The sequence below is a fragment of the Microbacterium sp. LWH13-1.2 genome, from assembly GCF_038397735.1.
Lineage (GTDB): Bacteria > Actinomycetota > Actinomycetes > Actinomycetales > Microbacteriaceae > Microbacterium.
Genome location: NZ_CP151635.1, coordinates 2,782,510 through 2,800,742, shown reverse-complemented (window position 1 = coordinate 2,800,742; position 18,233 = coordinate 2,782,510). Strand labels below are relative to the sequence as shown.

At 64.8% G+C, this 18,233-nt stretch carries 20 protein-coding genes; 8 read left to right on the top strand and 12 right to left on the bottom strand.

Annotated elements, in window-relative coordinates; genetic code table 11:
• The first annotated feature begins 11 nt into the window (after positions 1 to 11).
• Entirely contained in the window at positions 12 to 992 is a 981-nt protein-coding gene (gene nrdF, locus MRBLWH13_RS13535) for a class 1b ribonucleoside-diphosphate reductase subunit beta (RefSeq protein WP_241796658.1), read from the top strand.
• A gap of 226 nt (positions 993 to 1,218) precedes the next feature.
• Here the strand turns inward: nrdF and MRBLWH13_RS13530 are convergent, their stop codons facing one another.
• From MRBLWH13_RS13530 to MRBLWH13_RS13495, 8 genes are all read right to left on the bottom strand, one after another.
• Positions 1,219 to 2,523, bottom strand: coding sequence for an MFS transporter (locus tag MRBLWH13_RS13530; RefSeq protein WP_341955480.1), 1,305 nt, complete (start codon positions 2,521 to 2,523; stop codon positions 1,219 to 1,221).
• A gap of 26 nt (positions 2,524 to 2,549) precedes the next feature.
• Entirely contained in the window at positions 2,550 to 3,242 is a 693-nt protein-coding gene (locus MRBLWH13_RS13525) for a VOC family protein (RefSeq protein ID WP_341955479.1), read from the bottom strand.
• A gap of 99 nt (positions 3,243 to 3,341) precedes the next feature.
• On the bottom strand, positions 3,342 to 3,806 hold the full coding sequence (locus MRBLWH13_RS13520; RefSeq protein ID WP_341955478.1) for a MarR family transcriptional regulator: 465 nt from the start codon (positions 3,804 to 3,806) through the stop codon (positions 3,342 to 3,344).
• A 95-nt stretch (positions 3,807 to 3,901) separates the two neighbouring features.
• Positions 3,902 to 4,873 carry an amidohydrolase family protein gene (locus tag MRBLWH13_RS13515; RefSeq protein ID WP_341955477.1) on the bottom strand — a complete coding sequence of 324 codons (972 nt, stop codon included), beginning with the start codon at positions 4,871 to 4,873 and terminating at the stop codon, positions 3,902 to 3,904.
• The gene (locus MRBLWH13_RS13510; RefSeq protein WP_341955476.1) at positions 4,873 to 5,304 is read right to left on the bottom strand and encodes a hypothetical protein; all 432 of its coding nucleotides are present in this window, start codon (positions 5,302 to 5,304) and stop codon (positions 4,873 to 4,875) included. Before MRBLWH13_RS13510 ends, MRBLWH13_RS13515 begins: the two co-directional genes overlap by 1 nt.
• A 20-nt stretch (positions 5,305 to 5,324) precedes the next feature.
• On the bottom strand, positions 5,325 to 6,578 hold the full coding sequence (locus MRBLWH13_RS13505; RefSeq protein ID WP_341955475.1) for a hypothetical protein: 1,254 nt from the start codon (positions 6,576 to 6,578) through the stop codon (positions 5,325 to 5,327).
• Between the two features lie 18 nt (positions 6,579 to 6,596).
• Positions 6,597 to 7,871, bottom strand: coding sequence for an MFS transporter (locus MRBLWH13_RS13500; RefSeq protein WP_341955474.1), 1,275 nt, complete (start codon positions 7,869 to 7,871; stop codon positions 6,597 to 6,599).
• Positions 7,872 to 7,990: 119 nt separating this feature from the next.
• Positions 7,991 to 9,484, bottom strand: coding sequence for an aldehyde dehydrogenase (locus tag MRBLWH13_RS13495; protein ID WP_341955473.1), 1,494 nt, complete (start codon positions 9,482 to 9,484; stop codon positions 7,991 to 7,993).
• A 66-nt stretch (positions 9,485 to 9,550) separates the two neighbouring features.
• Between MRBLWH13_RS13495 and MRBLWH13_RS13490 the strand changes: the two genes are divergently transcribed.
• The gene (locus tag MRBLWH13_RS13490; protein ID WP_341955472.1) at positions 9,551 to 11,317 is read left to right on the top strand and encodes a GAF domain-containing protein; all 1,767 of its coding nucleotides are present in this window, start codon (positions 9,551 to 9,553) and stop codon (positions 11,315 to 11,317) included.
• Positions 11,318 to 11,329: 12 nt separating this feature from the next.
• Here MRBLWH13_RS13490 and MRBLWH13_RS13485 read toward each other — a convergent pair whose 3' ends face one another.
• Together MRBLWH13_RS13485 and MRBLWH13_RS13480 are read right to left on the bottom strand one after the other, a co-directional pair.
• A complete protein-coding gene (locus tag MRBLWH13_RS13485) occupies positions 11,330 to 11,632 on the bottom strand; it encodes a Dabb family protein (RefSeq protein ID WP_341955471.1) in 303 nt (100 codons plus the stop codon).
• Positions 11,629 to 12,192, bottom strand: coding sequence for a YbhB/YbcL family Raf kinase inhibitor-like protein (locus MRBLWH13_RS13480; RefSeq protein ID WP_341955470.1), 564 nt, complete (start codon positions 12,190 to 12,192; stop codon positions 11,629 to 11,631). The genes MRBLWH13_RS13485 and MRBLWH13_RS13480 overlap by 4 nt, the downstream gene beginning before the upstream one ends.
• Positions 12,193 to 12,324: 132 nt before the next feature.
• On the opposite strand from MRBLWH13_RS13480, the gene MRBLWH13_RS13475 reads away from it, so the two are divergent.
• The gene (locus tag MRBLWH13_RS13475) at positions 12,325 to 12,699 is read left to right on the top strand and encodes a DUF488 family protein (RefSeq protein ID WP_341955469.1); all 375 of its coding nucleotides are present in this window, start codon (positions 12,325 to 12,327) and stop codon (positions 12,697 to 12,699) included.
• 43 nt (positions 12,700 to 12,742) lie between these two features.
• Here MRBLWH13_RS13475 and MRBLWH13_RS13470 read toward each other — a convergent pair whose 3' ends face one another.
• Complete coding sequence (locus MRBLWH13_RS13470) at positions 12,743 to 14,062, bottom strand: helix-turn-helix domain-containing protein (RefSeq protein ID WP_341955468.1); 1,320 nt, start codon at positions 14,060 to 14,062, stop codon at positions 12,743 to 12,745.
• Positions 14,059 to 14,904 carry a helix-turn-helix transcriptional regulator gene (locus tag MRBLWH13_RS13465; RefSeq protein WP_341955467.1) on the bottom strand — a complete coding sequence of 282 codons (846 nt, stop codon included), beginning with the start codon at positions 14,902 to 14,904 and terminating at the stop codon, positions 14,059 to 14,061. The genes MRBLWH13_RS13470 and MRBLWH13_RS13465 overlap by 4 nt, the downstream gene beginning before the upstream one ends.
• A gap of 206 nt (positions 14,905 to 15,110) precedes the next feature.
• Between MRBLWH13_RS13465 and MRBLWH13_RS13460 the strand changes: the two genes are divergently transcribed.
• The 5 genes from MRBLWH13_RS13460 to MRBLWH13_RS13440 all read left to right on the top strand — a co-directional run bounded on the left by MRBLWH13_RS13460 (position 15,111) and on the right by MRBLWH13_RS13440 (position 17,996).
• Positions 15,111 to 16,052, top strand: a complete 942-nt coding sequence (locus MRBLWH13_RS13460; RefSeq protein WP_341955466.1) for a Dyp-type peroxidase — start codon at positions 15,111 to 15,113, stop codon at positions 16,050 to 16,052.
• A gap of 105 nt (positions 16,053 to 16,157) precedes the next feature.
• The gene (locus MRBLWH13_RS13455; protein WP_341955465.1) at positions 16,158 to 16,784 is read left to right on the top strand and encodes an acetate uptake transporter; all 627 of its coding nucleotides are present in this window, start codon (positions 16,158 to 16,160) and stop codon (positions 16,782 to 16,784) included.
• A gap of 97 nt (positions 16,785 to 16,881) precedes the next feature.
• Positions 16,882 to 17,184, top strand: a complete 303-nt coding sequence (locus tag MRBLWH13_RS13450) for a hypothetical protein (RefSeq protein ID WP_341955464.1) — start codon at positions 16,882 to 16,884, stop codon at positions 17,182 to 17,184.
• The gene (locus MRBLWH13_RS13445) at positions 17,181 to 17,576 is read left to right on the top strand and encodes a nuclear transport factor 2 family protein (protein ID WP_341955463.1); all 396 of its coding nucleotides are present in this window, start codon (positions 17,181 to 17,183) and stop codon (positions 17,574 to 17,576) included. The genes MRBLWH13_RS13450 and MRBLWH13_RS13445 overlap by 4 nt, the downstream gene beginning before the upstream one ends.
• 60 nt (positions 17,577 to 17,636) lie before the next feature.
• Positions 17,637 to 17,996 (top strand): UBP-type zinc finger domain-containing protein, encoded by a 360-nt coding sequence (locus tag MRBLWH13_RS13440; protein WP_341955462.1) that lies wholly within the window; start codon positions 17,637 to 17,639, stop codon positions 17,994 to 17,996.
• The last annotated feature ends 237 nt before the right edge of the window (positions 17,997 to 18,233 follow it).

Sequence of the window (18,233 nt, the reverse complement as noted above, 5' to 3'; positions counted from 1 at the left end):
GACGAAGAACAATGACTCCTCACCCCCCGCTCAAGCTGGTCGACAGCGTTCAGGCGATCAACTGGAACCGCATCCAGGACGACAAGGACCTCGAGGTCTGGAACCGCCTGGTGAACAACTTCTGGCTGCCCGAGAAGGTGCCGCTGTCGAACGACGTCCAGTCGTGGAACACGCTGACGCCCGAAGAGCAGCTGCTCACCATGCGCGTCTTCACCGGTCTGACTCTGCTCGACACGATCCAGGGGACGGTCGGCGCCGTCTCGCTGATCCCTGACGCGATCACCCCTCACGAAGAGGCGGTGTACACGAACATCGCGTTCATGGAGTCGGTGCACGCGAAGAGCTACTCCTCGATCTTCTCGACGCTCGCGTCGACGAAGGAGATCGACGAGGCCTTCCGCTGGTCCACGGAGAACCCGAACCTTCAGAAGAAGGCTCAGATCATCATGGATTACTACCAGGGTGACGACCCGCTCAAGCGCAAGGTCGCCTCGACCCTGCTCGAGTCGTTCCTGTTCTACTCGGGCTTCTACCTGCCGATCTACTGGTCGTCCAAAGCGAAGCTCACGAACACGGCCGACCTGATCCGCCTCATCATCCGCGACGAGGCCGTGCACGGGTACTACATCGGCTACAAGTTCCAGAAGGGTCTCGAGAACGAGACCGAAGAGCGCCGCCAGGAGCTGAAGGACTACACCTTCAACCTGCTGTTCGAGCTCTACGACAACGAGGTGCAGTACACGCAGGATCTCTACGACGGCGTCGGTCTGACCGAGGACGTCAAGAAGTTCCTGCACTACAACGCCAACAAGGCGCTGATGAACCTCGGCTACGAAGCGATGTTCCCCTCGACCGTCACGAACGTGAACCCGGCGATCCTGTCGGCGCTCTCGCCGAACGCCGACGAGAACCACGACTTCTTCTCGGGGTCGGGCTCCTCCTACGTCATCGGCAAGGCCGAGGCGACGGAAGACGACGACTGGGACTTCTGAGTCACACGTAGGTTCGCGACCTCGTCGGCACAGGACCGATGGATCGGCACAAAACCAATGGAACTGGCAAAGCGTCATCTGCCTTCCGTGGGAGCGCTGACCGCGTCTCGTCGGTTCTTCTCGGGCAGATAGCCGGCGTCACGCTTGTAGGGTGCTTGGAGATGTGGCGCAGGGCGTTGCAGTCGGAGGGTGGTGAGGGTTGATCCTCACCACCCTCCGCATTGTCCTACTCGGAGGAGGAGCCCAGCTCCGCCTTCGGCACCCGGAAGGTCTCCGGGGCCATGAACGCGGCGACGGCTGAGACAGCAGCGGCGCCGGCGCAGATGAGCGCGGCCGGCCACCACATCGTCGAGTCCGCACCCGCTGCCTGAGCCGCTGCCGGCGCAAACCCCGCGAGCAGAATCCCGAGCATGAGGCCGACGGCCATGCCGGTGTAGCGCACCTTGGTCGGGAACTGCTCGGGGTACCAGGTCGCGCCGACGGTGATCGGCATGCAGTAGAAGACCCCGATTCCCGCGATCCCCGCTGCGAAGACGGCCGGGATGTTCTGTGCATCGATGGCGGCGAACAGTGCGACCATGCAGATCGCCGCTCCGAACACTCCGACGATGAAGACGGGGCGCCGCCCCCAGCGGTCAGACAGTGCGCCGATGATGGGTGCCGCAACCACTGCGGTGAGGTTCGCGAGAGTCACCACCGCAAGCATGACTGCGCTGGGGATTCCGTTACCTGTGCCATACGCGAGAACGAAGACATTGAAGATGGTGCCGACGATGTTGATGGAGCTCAGGAAGAGCACGCGGATCACGGTTCGCCAGTGGCTGTGGAGAAGGATCGCAATAGGGAGTTTCGCCCGGCTCCCCTTGGTGCGCATGTCGGAGAACGCCTCGGTCTCATCGAGCTTGCGACGAAGGAAGAAGGCGACGACTGTCAGCACTCCACTGAGCAGGAACGGGATCCGCCAACCCCACGACAACAGCTGATCCTCCGGGAGGAGGGCGACGGGGATGAACACGAGGCTTCCCATTGCAATGCCGAACTGCATGCCACTCATCGTGAAGCTGGTGTAGAAGGCGCGACGCCGGGCGGGTGCGTGCTCGACCGTGAGCGACGTGGAGCCGGGAGACTCGCCGCCCGCTGAGAGGCCCTGCAGCAGTCGAATCGCGACCAGAAGGATGGGAGCTGCCCAACCGATGGTCTCAAAGGTGGGGAGCAAGCCGATGATGAAGGTTGCCACTCCCATCAGCGCGATGGTGAGCATCAGAGCGAGCTTGCGACCGTATCGGTCGCCGATGTGCCCCCAGAGGACTGCTCCGAAAGGCCGAATGACGTAAGCGACTCCGAAGGTCGCAATAGAGATGAGTGTTCCGGTGGCGCCCGCTTCGGGGAAGAACAGCCGGCCGAAGATCAGCGCCGATGCTGATGCGTAGACAAGGAAGTCGTAGTACTCGAGTGCGCTTCCGAAGAAGCCTGAGATCGCTGCGCGGCGAACTTTCACATTCGACTGCGCGCGAACATCTGTGTCCGTCATGATGTGCTCCTGTGTGGTTTCGGGTGTCAGAGAGTGATCGGGTTGAGTCGGATCGTCTGTGATCCGGTGGTGGATGCGAAGGTGACGGCGTAAAGGCCGTCCGGTCCGCCGTTGTAGTGGAAGTCGACGCCGAGTTCGTCGATGTCGAGGGGGCCGAGCCATTCGCGCATGTCGGCCTCGGCGCCCCCGACTTCGAGGGCGGTAACCCCTTCGCCGCGGGTACTGCCGCTTCCTGGCTGAGGGGGCATCGAACTCGGGTGGGACTCCAGCTCCGGTACGTGGTAGACGTTGGGTTTGCCGACCAGCCATGAGTTCCGGAAATCAGGAGCGTGGACGGCCCCAGGCCTCTTTACGGAGAGATTCATCGAACGCTTTCCGCCGGCGATCTCACGGGACACGTCCTTGCCCCGGTGGCGCGCGAAGGCTTCGATCTCTGCTTCGTCGTCGCTGCGGAAGCAGAGGCCCGCGAAGCAGTCGCCCCCGAAGGTCTGGCGCGCAACCTCGACCGCAAGCGGTGCGTCGTTAGCGATCATCTGGTGATCGACGATGCTCTCGACTTCGATGTAGACGGAGCCTCCGAGTGACAGCAGCTTCTGCCCGAGGCCCAAGCCGGGAAAGTAACCACCGTCGGAGCTGCCGATTCCGGTGAGCTCACTGAGGTCGAGTGTGGCGCGGTAGAGGTTGTCGGACCAGACCGCGATGTGGTCGAGGGCAATCATGTGTCTGCTTTCCGTTGGCGAATTTCTTTCAAATTTGAAATTACTGGGCGAAGAACACTCTTAGGTTTCACCCATGTAACAGTTCGGTGAGGCGCCGACTCAGTACGGGAGGGCCCCGCCGGTCGCCTCGCCACGGAGATGCACCTGCAGCCTGCCGAGCTCTCGAGTCAGATCCTCGATGGTGCTCTCGTCGAGCGGTGCGACCACCGCGTCCGTGATCATGTCGGTCTGCGCATCGAACGCGTCGACTAGAAGGCTCCGACCCTGAGGCGTGATCCGAGCGACCACTCCTCGTTCGTCGTCAGCCGCGGTGAACCTCTCGGCCAGTCCGGCCTTCTCGAGCTGGGACAAGTGATAAGTCAAACCGCTGGGCGAGGTGACGAGGAGTCCGCCGAGCTCCGACATGCGCAGCTCGCCACCAGCGTTCCGGAGGCGGATGAGCACCTCGTACTGGGAGTACTTGAGACCGACTTCACGCTTCGTGGCTCGATCTGCTCGCTTCTCGAGGAGCTTGCCCACATCGATGAGGCGTTCGAACAGCGCTAGCTGGGCGGAAGTCAGCATCGTGGTCGTCCTCGCGTCTCCGGGCCATGGGTACCGGCACCGTCCACGTCATCGTATCGACATCGTCTCGACCTCCTCGATCGTGCCTCCGGGGCTCACACGCCCAGGAAACGCCTCGCCGCACGCTCGAGTTCATGGGCGCTCATGCCCCGCTCGAGTGCGTGCGTGAGCGGTTCCGAATCGGCCATGTCGAATGGGTAGTCGCTACCCAGCAGAACCTGGCCGACGCCGGCTTTTGCCGTGAGGAGGCTCAGCGCATCCTCGTCGTGGGTCACGGTGTCGAAGAAGAGGCGGGGGAATCCCTCGCTCGGGGGCCGCTGGGAATCAGCGGACACGTCACTCCGTGCATGCCAGGCGTGATCCCACCGACCGAGCAGGCTTGGGGCACAACCGCCCCCGTGCACGAAACAGATTCGCAGGTCCGGGAGCTCATCCAGCACCCCACCCAGGAGTGTGGAGGCCACCGCGACCGCTGTCTCGACCGGATTGCCGATCAAGTTCGTCAGGTAGTGCCGGCCGAGGGCTTGGCCAGGTAGCTGCATCGGGTGAACGAGGACAGAAAGGTTCGCACGTGCCGCGAGGCGGACCACCTCGCGCAACGTCCCCGCGTCGAGCGAATCATCTCCGGCCAGCGGCGGTATCGCGATTCCGACGATCCCTTCCGCGTATTGCAACTGACGGATCTGGCGGGCGCTATCGTCGACATTGCCGAGGCTCACGCATCCGAGGCCCACGAGAGCACCATCGCCGTCGAGAACCACCCTGCTGAGCGATTCGTTGAAGGCATCGGCGTACTCCGCCGCTCCGGGAAGATCATTGCGCGCGAAGGCGAACGGCGGCGCGGAGAGAACGCGAACCGCGACGCCTGTCCTGTCCATGTCTGCCCGGATCGCAGAGACGTCGCTCATGAGCCGGCTATCGATAGAGAGCGGGATATCTCCGATGAAGAGCTGACCGTCCCGGTCGGAGATCGGGCGGTAAGGAGCACCGGGTGGCAGGTCGAAGAGTTCTTGTGGCAGCCAGTGAGCATGCACGTCGATGGGCCCGGGACGAAGAGTGACGGTCATCAGTTCTCCAGAGGAAGGGGCGCGTTATCGCTGTCGAGGTGCTCGACGGTGGTGAAGATCAACTCCGTGGAGCCGACGTTCTCGATGTCGTGCAACAGGTACTCGCCCGGCCCGAAATGGAAGTAGCGAGTTTCGCCGGCACCGTAGGACACGTCACGGGTTGTGCCATCGAACGTGTGCTGGCGAGATGTGCCGGCGTTGATGGCCGTCCAGAAGTAGTCAAGGACATGCCGATGGGCATGCCATCTCTCACCCGGCTGCAGACGGATCTCCCAGATACGGGCGCGGGGCGTTTCAGCAAGGAGTCGCGACCCGACCGCACCGTCCTGCGAATGAGCATCGAACTCGGCCCGAAGCTCGTCGCTCCAGCCTTCGAAGTCGGTTCCGATGAGGGTGCCTGCGAGAGGCAGGTCTGCGAGAAATTTCGACATCGTTGTTCTCCTGGTTCTGTTCAGTATGCCGAGACGAAGTGCGCGTCGTTCGCCTGGGTCGGCCGCGTTGTCACGCCTGACCCGTAGAGGCCGAACCGCAGGTCCGCGTCGCCGGGAACCCATGTCCCGTGTACTTGGGAGCGCTCGCCCATGGACACGACTCGCTCGAGCAGTGCATCGCTCAAAGCCAGTTGCGTCGGCTCCCATGCCGCCAGCGCGCCCTCCACGCTCTCGGCCTCGAGCAGTGCATCCCGCAACGCCCACGCGTCCGCAGCCGCCTTCGCAGTGCCCGCGGCGGCGTGCGGTCGTGCGGCGCACGCCGCGTCGCCGATCAGCGCGGCACGACCGAGTGCCATCCGCGATGAGCGCAGGTCCTGCACGACCTGAACATACGGCTGTTCCGTTTTCAGGACGACTTCTGCCGGCCCGGGGGCGAGTTGAGCGCGGGCGACATCCCGCAGTTCGGTCACGTACTCGTCCCGGACGAGCCCCGGTGGAACAGTGAGTGCACCGACATAGCCGTTCAGTCCGCGGAGCAGGTCGTCGAGCTGCTCTCCGGCGGTGACGTTGCGGTACCAGACATAGTTCATGAGCTGGTCTCCTGTACCGGTTCCGCTCTCGCCGGGGATCGGGTAGAGCGTGATGTGGGAATGGTCGATGACGTTGTAGGTGATGGCGTCCCCCATGAGGTCGCGCGTCTCCTCGCTGAGGTCGGCGAGGGGGACCGTGCCGCGCCATCCGACGTAGCCGGAGTACCGGCTCAGCGCGTTCGCGTCGAAAAGGGGGCGCCCCACTGAGCCGATACCGTCCGCGAAGACCACCAGATCCGCCGTCCGGACGCTGCCATCCGCGAACTCGACTGTCGCGCGCTCTCCGTCACCTCCGGGAGTCCATCTCACAGCCGGAGAATCCAGGTAGTAGCGCTCCTCGCCGAAGTCCTCCAGCAGAGCGCGGTAGAACGTCCCCCACGAGGTGTACTGCCATTCGCGCGATTCAGCGAAGACCGTCCCCTTGTCGCGGTCCACATACTGCACGGTTGAGGTCGAAGTGAACAGCGAAGCTGCGTCCTGCTCGCTGCGTTCTTCGAACCACCGCATGGTGTCCGGCTGCAGGACGATCCCGCCGCCCCGCCCGTGTAGAGGGACCGGTGTGCGCTCGAAGATGCTCACATCGAAGCCGATGTCTCGGAGGACGAGACCAGCGGTAAGGCCGCCGATGGAACCGCCGACAACTATGGCTGTGGATCCCTCGAACTTGTCACTGGTGCGTTGCATGGTTGTTCTCCCTCACACTCATCGGGTGGTTGCGGCGTCAAGAGACGCGTCTGTGGGCAGAGGCTGCCCTCGTGTTTCGCTCGCGAACGCAACGCCGATGAGTCCGATGACTCCGAGTGCTGCGATCACGGTGGTGGCGATGCCGAGGTCTCCGGCGAACCAGGAGGTCGCGATGACTCCGGCGACGAGCGGCCCGGCCGCGGTGACGATGCGTCCGACACTGTTGCAGAACGCGATGGCCGTCGCTCGCACACTCGTCGGGAACAACTCCGGCCCGTAGATGAAAGAACCGGACAGCGACCCGAAGAGCGCGAACCCGAGGACGGGCATGGCAGCGAGGTACACACCCAGCGGATGGTCGAACGGGAAGATCGTTCCGATTGATACAGCCGCGACGCCGAACGTGAGAAGGAACGTGGGTTTGCGGCCGAGTGCATCGGCGATGAAGCCCCAGGAGGCATAGCCGAGGACGCCTCCGGCGTTGAAGAGCATGGAGGCGAGTGCAACATCCTGAGCGATGTGACCTGGCTCGGTGCCGGCTTCGGCGCCCATCTGTCTGATGATCTGCGGGTACCAGGTGCTCACGCTCCAGAAGGCGATGAGAGCTCCCGTCGCGATTGCAGTGCAGACGAGCGTCGGCTTCAGCAGAGGTCCGGTGAACAGGCGCTTGAGTACGAACGCGTCGCGGTGGTCTGTGCGACCCGAACTCTTCCGTTCGCGCCGCACGCGGATGGCCTCGGTGGATTCCTCGGGTTCCTTGACGAAGCGGCGGATGAACCAGACCAGGATCGCGGGCAGCACGGCCAGTGCCATCATGAACCGCCAGCCGAGGTCGCCCAGCAGCGCGTATGCGAGCGCGGCTGCGAAGAACCCCATGGCGTACCCCGACATCATCAATCCACCCGCTCGAGCCCGATACCGATTGCGCCAGGACTCTGCGATAAGCGCTGCTCCGACCGGAGCCTCGACGCCCGAACCGACACCTGCGATGAACCGCAGGATGCCCAGGAGCCACCAGCTGTCGACGAACGCCGCCGCCGCGGTGAACACCGCATAAGTCAGGACGCCGAGCGCAAGGATCTTCGTCCGTCCGATGTAGTCGGCGAGGACGCCGAAAGCGACCCCTCCAACAGCCCACCCGGCGAGGAAGATCCCGACCGTGAGGCCACCGTAGAGTCCGATGTTCGCGGGGGTGGCTTCGATGCCGCTGTTCGGGAGAAGCTCCGTCATCGTGGGTCCGAGAACCAGGATGTAGAGGCTGCCGGCGAAGCCGTCGAGGCCCCAGCCGAGCATCGTTCCGGCTAGAACAAGCCACTGGGCTTTGGTGATTTCCTTCCGCCATCCAGTACGCGGAGAGGTGGCCGTGCGCGTCATCGTCGACGTCCTTTCGGTCATGCGGCTCGGGTTCATTGCTAGTTCAGGCGTTCGTTCGCTCCGCCGTACCAGTCGGCGTACCCGGGGGCGGTGCGGGCGACGATGGTCTTGATCCAGGAGAAGTCGTCGAAGGACTCCTGACCGGCGTCCTTCCCGATCCCGGATTCCTTGATGCCGCCCCACGGGAGCGACGGCTCCAGGCGGTGATGATCGTTGATCCAGACCATTCCTGCGTGGACTTCATCCGCAACTCGGAGTCCGCGCGCGAAGTCGCTCGTCCAGACCCCAGCGCCCAGGCCATAGGGGTTGTCGTTGGCCATCGAGATCGCGTCGGCTTCGTCGTCGAAAGGGATCACCACGGCGACGGGGCCGAAGATCTCGTCCCTGGCGACGCGCATGCTCATGGTGGCGTCGGAGATGACGGTCGGCGTATAGAAGAAGCCGTCTCGAAGGTCGCCTTCGAGGTCGGGGATCTCACCACCTGCGCGGACGGTCGCACCCTCCTCGCGAGCGGAATCGACGAGCTCCATGACCTTCGCGCGCTGGCGTTCGCTGATCAGCGGACCCATCTGAGTATCGGTGCTGGTCGGATCGCCGATGCGGATCGCCCGGGCCCGGGCGGACAAGTGCTGTACGAACTCGTCGTAGATGCCCCGCTGAACCAGGAACCGCGACCCGGCGACGCACGACTGCCCTGCCGCGACGAAGGCGGCGAAGGCGGCGCCCTCGGCTGCGCCCTGGGGGTCGGAGTCATCGAAGACGATGATCGGGGTCTTCCCTCCCAGCTCCGCCGTCATGCGAGCGAAGCGGCGGGCCGCAGCGACGGCGGCGGAACGTCCGGTCTCCGTACCGCCCGTCAGAGTGACCTTGGCGACGTCCGGATGCTCGGTGAGCCTCTTGCCGGCAGGGGCCGCTCCCGTGACGATGTTGACGACCCCGTCAGGCAGACCCGCACGGCGGAGCATCGGCATCAGTGCGAGCGTCGTGAGCGGCGTCATCTCGGATGGCTTGATCACCACGGTGTTGCCATTGGCGAGTGCTGCAGACAAGCTCCTCGCGAGGATGAGCATCGGGTGGTTGAAAGGTGTGATGATCGCGCACACACCGAGGGGGGCACGACGCTGGTAGGTGAGGTACGGTCCGTCGGTCGGCAGCACGGCTGTGCGCTGGGCGGCCAGCAGGCCGGCGTTGTATCTGAACCATTCCGGTACTCGCGACAGCTGAGCGCGTGTCTCGTTCACGGGTCGACCATTGTTCAGTGCCTCGAGGCGGTAGAGGTCTTCGCTCCCCGACTCGATCTCGTCGGCGATGCGCAGGAGGATCCGTGCCCGCTGAGTCGCCGTGAAGGTGGACCAGGGTCCGCGGGTGAATGCATCGAGCGCCCGGGCGACCGCCACATCGACATCAGCAGGACCATGCTCCGGCACGTCTTCGATCTTCCGGCCCGTCGATGGGTTGACGATGGTGCGGGTGTTCAGGTCGCCGGGCTTGTCCGACATCGGCTCGTGCGTCGCGTCCTCAAGAAGACTCATGTCACTCCTTTGTGTTCATATCGAAGAGCGCCGCTCTCCGATCAGTCCATTGGAGCACTGGAGTCAGTGCTCACCTATGTTTGTGCCCACACTCTTGACTGTTTTCTATGTTTGGGCGGACACTCAAGTGTGTCTTCCGATCTCGTTACTTGGCTGGCTCGGCTCCGTGAGCTGAGTGAAGTCGCATCCCGCGGTATCCCCGTCGGTCAAGCCTTGGGCCTCGTCGCTGCCACGGCTCGCGAGCTTCTCCCACTCGATTTCTGCGGTGTGCTGACGCCCAATGAGGAGAAGAGCGCCCTCATCATCACAGGGTGGGACGGCCTCTCACGCGAGTACGTGGACCGGATCAACGAGTCGAACCCCGTCGGGCTGGGGAGCGAAGCGCCCTCCAGCCGCGCGTACTTCGGGGGTGTTCCGGTTGTCGTCACCGATATCGAGGCCGAACGAGGATTCGCGCCATGGGGTGGGATCGCTCACGAGCAGGGCTACACATCGATGATCAGCGTGCCGTTGCGGAGCGACAGGGGCGTTCTCGGAACACTCAACGGGTACCACGCGGCACGCCACGAGTACAGCGCGGATGAGATCGAGCGGATGACGCTGCTTGCGAACCACGCGGCAGTTGCGCTCTCGTCGGCGGACCTCGTGGACGACCTCCGGAGGTCCAACGATGCGCTCCTGGAGCAGCGCGACCTCCTCGCACGGAGTCAGGCGATACGAGAACAACTGCTGCAGGCGTCCCTCAGCTCTCGGGGTGTGGAGGCCGTTCTCTCCGCCCTGCAGCAGATTGTGCGGCGCCCCGTAACCTACGTTCCTCTCCACGATGCGAGCGACGCGACGCCGGAACGGAGAGCCCTGGCCAGGCGCCTCATCCAGGTCGAAGGAGAGCGCGCCGGGGAACTGGTGATCTGGGCAAGCGCCGCCGAGGACTCGGACGACGCGGAGCTGGGCTCTATCGAAGAGGTGGCCGCGCGGCATGCTGTCGCGGTGCTCACGCTCGAATTGCTCAGGCAGCGTACGGCTCTCGACACGGAGCATCGAATCGCAGGCGAGCTTCTGCAGGATGTGCTGCTGGCGGGGATCACCGAACAGTCGATCAGCCGCGCCCAGGCGATGGGCTTCGACCTGGCCAGGCTGCGCGTCGCGACAGTCGTATCGTTGCGCCCCGTCGACCCAGAAAGCTCGCAGGCGGAAAAGCAGTTGCGTCGAGGAGCCTTGGTTCGGTTGGGCCGTCTTCGAGTGCAAGGAACAGACGGTCTCACGCGACCGCTCGTCACGGAACACCAGGGCAACATCGTGGCGCTGTGGCCGGATGATGTCGGGGGCGACGTCGGGGACGCAGTGCACGCGCACCTCTCCGAGGCATACCCGCGGTCAACAGTCACGGTCGCCTCCTCCGGTGCACATCGCCGCACGCTCGCTGAAGCTGTTCGAATCTCCATCGGAGCGCATGCGCTCGCGGCTTCCGCAGTGCCGGGGCAATCGGTCCGAGCGCCAGAGCTTGGTTTCGCGGGACTGCTGCTGCACGTTGACGACCCCGATGCCCTTCACGGGTTTCTGACCGCAGTGCTCGGCGGCATTCTCGCGTATGACGCCGAGCGGGGGAGCAACCTCATCGAGACTCTTCAGCAGCTCATCTCGAGCGACTTCGACCGGTCAGCGACCGCACGGTCCATGCGCGTCCACGTCAACACTGTCCAGCAGCGGATCCGCAGGATGGAGTCGCTGACAGGTCGAAGTCTTGCGAGCCCCGGGACGCTCCTCGATCTGACGGCCGCTCTTGCCGTGCATTCGATGCTCGCGGGTCATCGCGTGGGCACGCCCGGCGGGTGAGCGAGTGAGACTCTAGTTCTCGTCTGTCGACCAGTCGATCCCTCCCCGTTCGGTGACGAACGTGTGGATCTCGACGACGGCTGCGCGGTGGATGGGATTGTCGGCGAATGCTTCGAGACCGGCGATGTCATCGAAAGTGGCGAGCACCGCGAGGTCATGATTCACCTCGGGGAACGCGACGTTCTCGATGACGTCGATGGTTCGAATGGAATCGACGATGCCGACGAGTCCCATGAGCAACTCGCGTGTGCGAGCGATGGATTCGTCACGGTCGACGTCGTCGCGGAGCTTCCAGGAAACGAGGTGGTGAATCATGCGCGTGCCCCCTCCTGGCCGTAGGCCGGCTTGCCGTCGGCGGTGGTCTCCTGGAAGCCGATGAGCTGTGCCCGACCGATGATGTGCGGTCGTAGACGGAGGCCGATGATTGCAGGAGTCGCGTCGGCGGCGACTTCGAGGGCCGGGGTGTCGAGCGCGCTGAGCGTGTAGACGTACCGGTGCGGGCCGTGACCTGCGGGCGGGGCGGCACCGATGAAGACGTCCGTGCCGTATTCGTTGCGGCGGCGCTTCGCGTTCGGGGGCAGGAGATCGTCTTCGGTCCCTGCTCCACGGACGAGGGCGGTGATCCCGGCAGGGATGTCGATGAGCGTCCAGTGCCAGAACCCCGAGCCGGAGGGGGCGTCCGGGTCGAACACGGAGAGCACGTAGCTCTGCGTGCCCTCGGGGGCACCTGACCACTCCAGGGAGGGGGAACGGTCTTCGCCACCGCCGGCAGAACCGCGAACCCACAAAGGGAGGTGGGCGCCGTCGACGAAGTCGGGGCTTGTCAGGGAGAAAGCGGGAACCTCGGGGAGTTTCCAGTTCGGGTCGTTGGTCATGGCCCCATTCAACGGCGATGGTCGGGCAACGGCTTCGAGCGGGAGTCGGATGGCGGTTCTACATTCGTCGGGTGAAGTGAGGGAACGGCACTTCTCCCGTGGAGTCATTGCTGCCGGACTTGCGAGGACCCTATGAACACCCTGCTCATCACGCGCGTCCACGAACCCGCGGCCGCTGAGGACGGGTTCCGGGTGCTGGTGGACAGGGCCTGGCCGCAGGGCGTCGCAAAGGGGCACGCGGACCTTGACGAATGGATGCGTGACATCGCACCCACCCCGGCTCTACGGACGTGGTGGGATCATGACCCGGCTCGGATGGTCGAGTTCGCGCAACGGTACGAGGCGGAGCTGGATGCGAACGAGTCGGAGGTGCGCCATCTCGCGGCGGTCGTGAGCGCGCACCCCACCGTCACGCTCCTCTACGGCGCGCACGACCCGGTCGTGAACCACGCCCGCATCCTCCGGGACTACGTACTGCGGCGTCTCGTGGACGACTTCGACAGCTGACAACACCTCGGGGTGGCACGCGCCTCTCGTCGCCGGGCGCAGATCACCGAATGTGCCCGGCGTTCTCCCAATAGGTGGCGAGTTTCAGCGCCAGGTGCAGGGCACTGCGCTGCATCCCGTTATCCAGAGCCTCTTTCACTACGGGAGGCATGTTCTCGAGCCGGTAATACAGAGTGGTGCGGTGGATGTGTAGGGTCTCGCAGACGTCGCGCACATGATTGGCAGTGTCCAGGAGGACCTCGACGGTCTGACGGCGCATCGGATCGGGATCGTGGATGAGTGTGTGAGCGGCTGGTGAGTACCACTGCAGACGCTCAGGATCTACGAGCACGTCCGCAAGGAACAGCCAGGGACCCACGTCGTCCGCGTGAGCGCTCGTTCCGAGTTCTGGAAGCATCTCTACGACGGCTGCGGTCGCAACCGCTCGCCCTGCGACGGGAAGCAGATCGGTCTCATTCGGTGAAAGGGCGGCGGATCCGATCGCTTTGAGGGCGACGCCAGCCCTGTCGGCCTCGGACGTGATGAGCGCGTCGATGTTCTCCGGGACTCCGTGGCGTCCGACGAAGAGGAGCGCTGCCCCCAACTCGCCGATGAAGAAGAGCGCCTGCCGGGCTGTGTTCTCCAACGCCTGGCCGAGTGCTGCGCGTTGAATGACAGGGGCGTTCTCTTCGACGGTGATGGCGCGCACCACCGTCTCTGGCCCGCGGGTGATTCCATGGCTGCGAACGGCCGCAGCGAGCGCCTCGCGACGAGAGGCCGCATCGCCGGCGAGGAGGGAGCGGAAGATGCTCTCCCGGGCGTTGCGCGCCGCCCCGCGTGACCTGGCTTGGAGGAGGGAGCTGGCGACGGTGACGGTCGCGTCGATGGCACGGAACTCATCTTCTCTGAGCGGGGGGAAGCCGGTCTTGATGAGCCAGATCGTGCCGAGCGGCTCGTCGTCGGCCCAGACCGGAATGATGAACCGTTCGTGTGCACCGAATTCAGCGAAGTCGACGGTGAGGGGATGGCGGGTACGGGTGACCCCGCACTGCTCTGCCCATTCGCGCTCCGCCTGGGGTGTCGTCCTGGTGAGAAGCGTGCGCACCTGCAGCTCATCGACGTCGTCCGCCTGCGCGCTGGCCGCGACCAGTCGGAAGCCGCTGTCCTGCATCATGACCGAGCGGCCGAGGACGTCGGACAGCTCATCGACGAGGTCCTGCAGGCTTGTCGCTCCACCACCCGCAGGCAGCGGGATCAGGTCGGGGCGGATTCCCGCATGATGCTCAACGGTCGCTTGCGTCTGTTCTGGCCACACCAACGACGCTACGGAAGGACCGCTGGCGGATAACAGGTCCGCGTTGTACCACCCTGAGTCAGCACTCATCGCTCGGCTCCGGTCATCGCAGTCGTGGCCGCTCCACCAGGCAGCGTCTCAGCCAGGCGAGCGAACAGGCTTGCCCCCAGGCCACCTGGTTGCGCGGACAACACGGTCAGCTGATATCCCGGCATACTGCGGACGGCGAAGTTCTGAGCGTCGATGGCGATCTCGCCGACGCCTTCGAACACGAAACGAAAGGTCGCGTCTTCCGGGCCCGAGACGTCGTGGCGTTCCCAGATACGTCTGAAGTCGTCGTGCACGGACAACTGCCTGAGAAGCTCACGCAGTCGTGGCGATTGCGGGTGCGCGTCGCGCCGCAGCGTCGCAACGGCCGAGCGGGCCATCGGCTCCCATTCGAGAAGACTCCGCCGCATGCGCTCATTGAACAGAGCGCTGACCTGATTCGAGCCGGCCGCGAGCCCGCCTTCTCCGAATATCGTCGCGAGCGGGTTGGAGGCGATGATGTCCCGATGCGGGTCGGAGACATATGCGGGGGTGTGCGTCCACTGCGACAGGGTGCGGGCGATCCGATCAGGCGTGTCGCTGTCGCGGATGACTCCGCGGGGCATCTGCCCTGACACGAGACGGAAGGCGTACGCCGTGGATTCCACATCCAGGCGGAGTGCGCGCGCGATGGCTCCGATCACCTGGTCGGAGGGACGCGCGCCCCGACCCTGTTCGATTCGCAGGTAATAGTCGATGCTGATTCCGGCCAGTTCCGCGACCTCGTCCCGGCGAAGGCCCGCGACACGACGACCGCGGGTGCGGGGGAGGCCCACATCCTCCGGAGCGATCACCGCGCGCCGTGCCCGGAAGTAGTCGCCGAGTGCGATCAAAGCGGTGTCCATGCGCGCTCCTTGGGGTCGGTGTTCTTCACGTGTGCGTGGAGAACGTACCGCCGGCCGCAAGCCCGCCACATCACCCGAAGCGACCTCCGATATCCCACGTCAGAGAGTCGAACTCGTGCTCGACATCTGTCGGATGTCATCACCTTCCGGACCGACTCACACTTTTCCAGGCGCCGAGGTACGTGCGCATGGGAGCGAGGATTTCTATGGCGGGGACGACCGAGGCAGTACAGGCGTTGACGGCGCCGTTGACCGCGAACGCCGTGTTCCTCGTCGCCACGGTCGCCCCAGATGGCATAGGCCAGGCGCGAGATGTCCTCACCAGCCTCGCCGACACGGTCAAAGCACTCACCTTCCGCTTTCCCGAGACGGCATTGACCTGCACCGTGGGAATCGGAAGCCGGATATGGGCTGACCTGACCGGGCTTGCGGCACCGCGCCAGTTGCGAGAGTTCACGCCGGTCACCGGTGCCGCGCACACCGCTCCTGCGACGCCAGGCGACCTCCTCTTCCACGTTCGAGCCGAGCGAGCGGACGTCTGCTTCGAGCTCGAACGGCAGCTCCTGGAGGCGCTCGGTGCCTCCGTCGTCGTCCAGGACGAGACGGTCGGGTTCCGTTCCTTCGACCGACGCGACCTCCTGGGGTTCGTGGACGGCACCGCCAACCCCGTGGGGCCCGATGCCGAGGCATCGGTGTTGGTCGGTCGCGAGGATCCGGTTCACGCGGGCGGCACCTACGTGGTCACGCAGAAGTACGTTCATCCGCTCGCCGCGTGGCGAGAACTCCCCACGGAGACGCAAGAGGCCATCATCGGACGCACGAAGCTCGAGGGCGTCGAGCTGGATGACGCGGACGAGGGCCAGAAATCCCACAAGACCCTGGCGACCATCACCGACGACGCCGGCACCGAGCACGACATCCAACGGGACAACATGCCGTTCGGCAGTCCGGGGCGCGGCGAGTTCGGCACGTACTTCCTCGGTTACGCGCGGAACCTGTGGGTCATCCAGCAGATGCTGGAGCGGATGTTCGTCGGCGACCCACCAGGGCTGCATGACCGGCTCCTGGACTTCTCCACCGCCCTCACCGGCTCCGTGTTCTTCGCGCCGCGCGGGGACGTCCTCGCGTCCCTTCGTTCCCCGGAGTGACGGCGACAGGTGATGTCCCCAGGCGCGCCGGGGGATGTCCCGCATCCCACCCCAGACCTACCGTCACAACCATTCACCGCACCTCGGACCCGACAGAGAGCACCCATGACCACCCACATCGCGCCGCCCGTCACCGACGCCCCGAAACCGGTCGCATCCGTTCGCCACCCCGTCATTCGTGGCATCGCCGACCCTGCAGCCCTCGGCCTCGGCGCATTCGGCATGTCGACATTCCTGTTGAGCTTCGCCAACGCGGGCATCTTCCCGGGGGCCGCAGTGGCTGTGCTCGGTCTCGGCCTGTTCTACGGCGGAGTCGCTCAGATCATCGCCGGCATCTGGGAGTTCGTCCAGGCGAACACCTTCGGAGCTCTCGCTTTCGTGTCCTACGGCGCGTTCTGGCTCGCCTACTGGTGGACCATCACCACGCCGGGCATGCTCGCGAAGGCTGGGCCCGGCGGAATGGGCACATTCCTGATCCTGTGGGCCGTCTTCACCGCGTTCCTGGTCATCCCGTGCACCCGCATCTCCGTGCTGCTCACCGTTCTGTTCAGCGCCGCAGCCCTCACCTTCGTCCTCCTGGCCATCGGCGCATACGCATCCTCGAGCGTGATCACCCGTGCCGCCGGGTACACCGGCTTCGTTGTCGGAATCCTCGGTCTCTACGGCTGCTTCGCATCCGTGGTGAACGCCACCTGGCACCGCACGGTCATCCCGCTGGGAAGCCGCGAGTGATGACATGAGGCCTCAGACCAGCCGTTCGGCCCCCGCGGGAGTCGGGTCCTCGGCGCTCGAGCATGTGCGTCGTCTCGAAGGACACGTACCTTCCGTGGTGACCGATGCCCTGCACGCGGCAAACTCCCAGAACGCGTACGCTCTCACCCGATGCTTCCACCCCGACGCGGACGTGGACGCGTGGGGGATGCTGTTCGAGGGCTTTCCGGGGATCACCTTGTGGATCGAGAAATGGATCATCGAGAACCGCGTGCAATTCACGGACCTCCTGCATGCCTGGGACGGCAGCGACCTGGCCGTGCATACCCAAGTCCACGGAGACGGCTACAACGGTCCAGCCACTTTGACCTTCTCCACGCGCGGCGACACGATCTCTGCACTCCGTATCACCACGGCGTGAAGGTCGACATGCACGAGCACTGGGAACGCACCCTGACAGCCATCGAGTTGCTGGAGATCGAACTCGTCGTCCGCGACTTCGTCACCATCTTGAACGAAGGAAGCGACCACGACATCCACGCATTCCTGACCGAGGACGTCACCTATCAGCCGTCCGCGCGGGAGATCGTTCGCGGCCGAGCCGCGGTCGTGTCGATGATCCGGGACATCCGCGGCACGTTCACCGACTGGCACACGGAGCTCGTGAGCTTGGCGGTCTCGGGCCAGGTGGTTCTGGCCGAACTGGCTATGTGTCTCACCCTCCCTGCAACAGGGCCCCAGTGGGTCATGGGGTTTGCGAGCTTCCGCGTGGACAACTTCAGAATCAGCGCATGGCACCAGGTGCACGCTTGAATGCGGCCGCGAACCCAGGCGCCATGATCCGACAGGACACCGACGACAGGAGAACCACTCATGAGCGACGTCAGCGACTTCATCCGAGTGGACGTACCGCCATCCGGACCGGGGTGCGTGGACTGCGAGAAGATCGGGTCGTGGTGGCTGCACCTGCGCCGATGCGCGTTCTGCGGGCATATCGGATGCTGCGACGACTCCCTGAACAAGCACGCCACGAAGCACGCTCACGCGAGTGGTCACCGGGTCATCCAGAGCTTCGAACCGGGCGAGGACTGGTTCTGGGACTTCCACACTGAGACCGCATTCGAGGGCCCTCTCCTCGCGCCTCCGCGCAGCCATCCGCGATCCCAGACCACCCCCGGGCCCGCAGACCGAGTGCCGAGGAACTGGGAAGACCAACTCGCCGAAGACGCATGACCGAGATCACTCCTGGCAGCAAGCTGCCGCTCAGACTCATCGCGGATGCGGATGGACCAGACGCGTATGCGCTGCGCGACTACCTGACCCGTAGCGAAGTGCCCTTCTTGTCCGTCAGCGTGCCGCCTGGCAGTCGGGTGGCCGAAGGCGTGCTCCTAGCCGGGCGCCAGCTTCCTCTGGTGCTGTTCGCTGACGGGCAGCTGCTCGAGCGCCCCACGCCGGCTCAGGTGGCGTCCG

Coding starts and splice junctions, on each gene's coding strand:
- MRBLWH13_RS13520 (WP_341955478.1), bottom strand. CDS start 3,806: ATGCTGACTTCCGCCCAGCTAGCGCTGTTCGAACGCCTCATCGATGTG.
- MRBLWH13_RS13530 (WP_341955480.1), bottom strand. CDS start 2,523: ATGACGGACACAGATGTTCGCGCGCAGTCGAATGTGAAAGTTCGCCGC.
- MRBLWH13_RS13505 (WP_341955475.1), bottom strand. CDS start 6,578: ATGCAACGCACCAGTGACAAGTTCGAGGGATCCACAGCCATAGTTGTC.
- MRBLWH13_RS13480 (WP_341955470.1), bottom strand. CDS start 12,192: ATGACCAACGACCCGAACTGGAAACTCCCCGAGGTTCCCGCTTTCTCC.
- MRBLWH13_RS13465 (WP_341955467.1), bottom strand. CDS start 14,904: ATGGACACCGCTTTGATCGCACTCGGCGACTACTTCCGGGCACGGCGC.
- MRBLWH13_RS13485 (WP_341955471.1), bottom strand. CDS start 11,632: ATGATTCACCACCTCGTTTCCTGGAAGCTCCGCGACGACGTCGACCGT.
- MRBLWH13_RS13470 (WP_341955468.1), bottom strand. CDS start 14,062: ATGAGTGCTGACTCAGGGTGGTACAACGCGGACCTGTTATCCGCCAGC.
- MRBLWH13_RS13525 (WP_341955479.1), bottom strand. CDS start 3,242: ATGATTGCCCTCGACCACATCGCGGTCTGGTCCGACAACCTCTACCGC.
- MRBLWH13_RS13460 (WP_341955466.1), top strand. CDS start 15,111: ATGGCGGGGACGACCGAGGCAGTACAGGCGTTGACGGCGCCGTTGACC.
- MRBLWH13_RS13455 (WP_341955465.1), top strand. CDS start 16,158: ATGACCACCCACATCGCGCCGCCCGTCACCGACGCCCCGAAACCGGTC.
- MRBLWH13_RS13495 (WP_341955473.1), bottom strand. CDS start 9,484: ATGAGTCTTCTTGAGGACGCGACGCACGAGCCGATGTCGGACAAGCCC.
- nrdF (WP_241796658.1), top strand. CDS start 12: ATGACTCCTCACCCCCCGCTCAAGCTGGTCGACAGCGTTCAGGCGATC.
- MRBLWH13_RS13510 (WP_341955476.1), bottom strand. CDS start 5,304: ATGTCGAAATTTCTCGCAGACCTGCCTCTCGCAGGCACCCTCATCGGA.
- MRBLWH13_RS13500 (WP_341955474.1), bottom strand. CDS start 7,871: ATGCTCGGCTGGGGCCTCGACGGCTTCGCCGGCAGCCTCTACATCCTG.
- MRBLWH13_RS13515 (WP_341955477.1), bottom strand. CDS start 4,873: ATGACCGTCACTCTTCGTCCCGGGCCCATCGACGTGCATGCTCACTGG.
- MRBLWH13_RS13440 (WP_341955462.1), top strand. CDS start 17,637: ATGAGCGACGTCAGCGACTTCATCCGAGTGGACGTACCGCCATCCGGA.
- MRBLWH13_RS13475 (WP_341955469.1), top strand. CDS start 12,325: ATGAACACCCTGCTCATCACGCGCGTCCACGAACCCGCGGCCGCTGAG.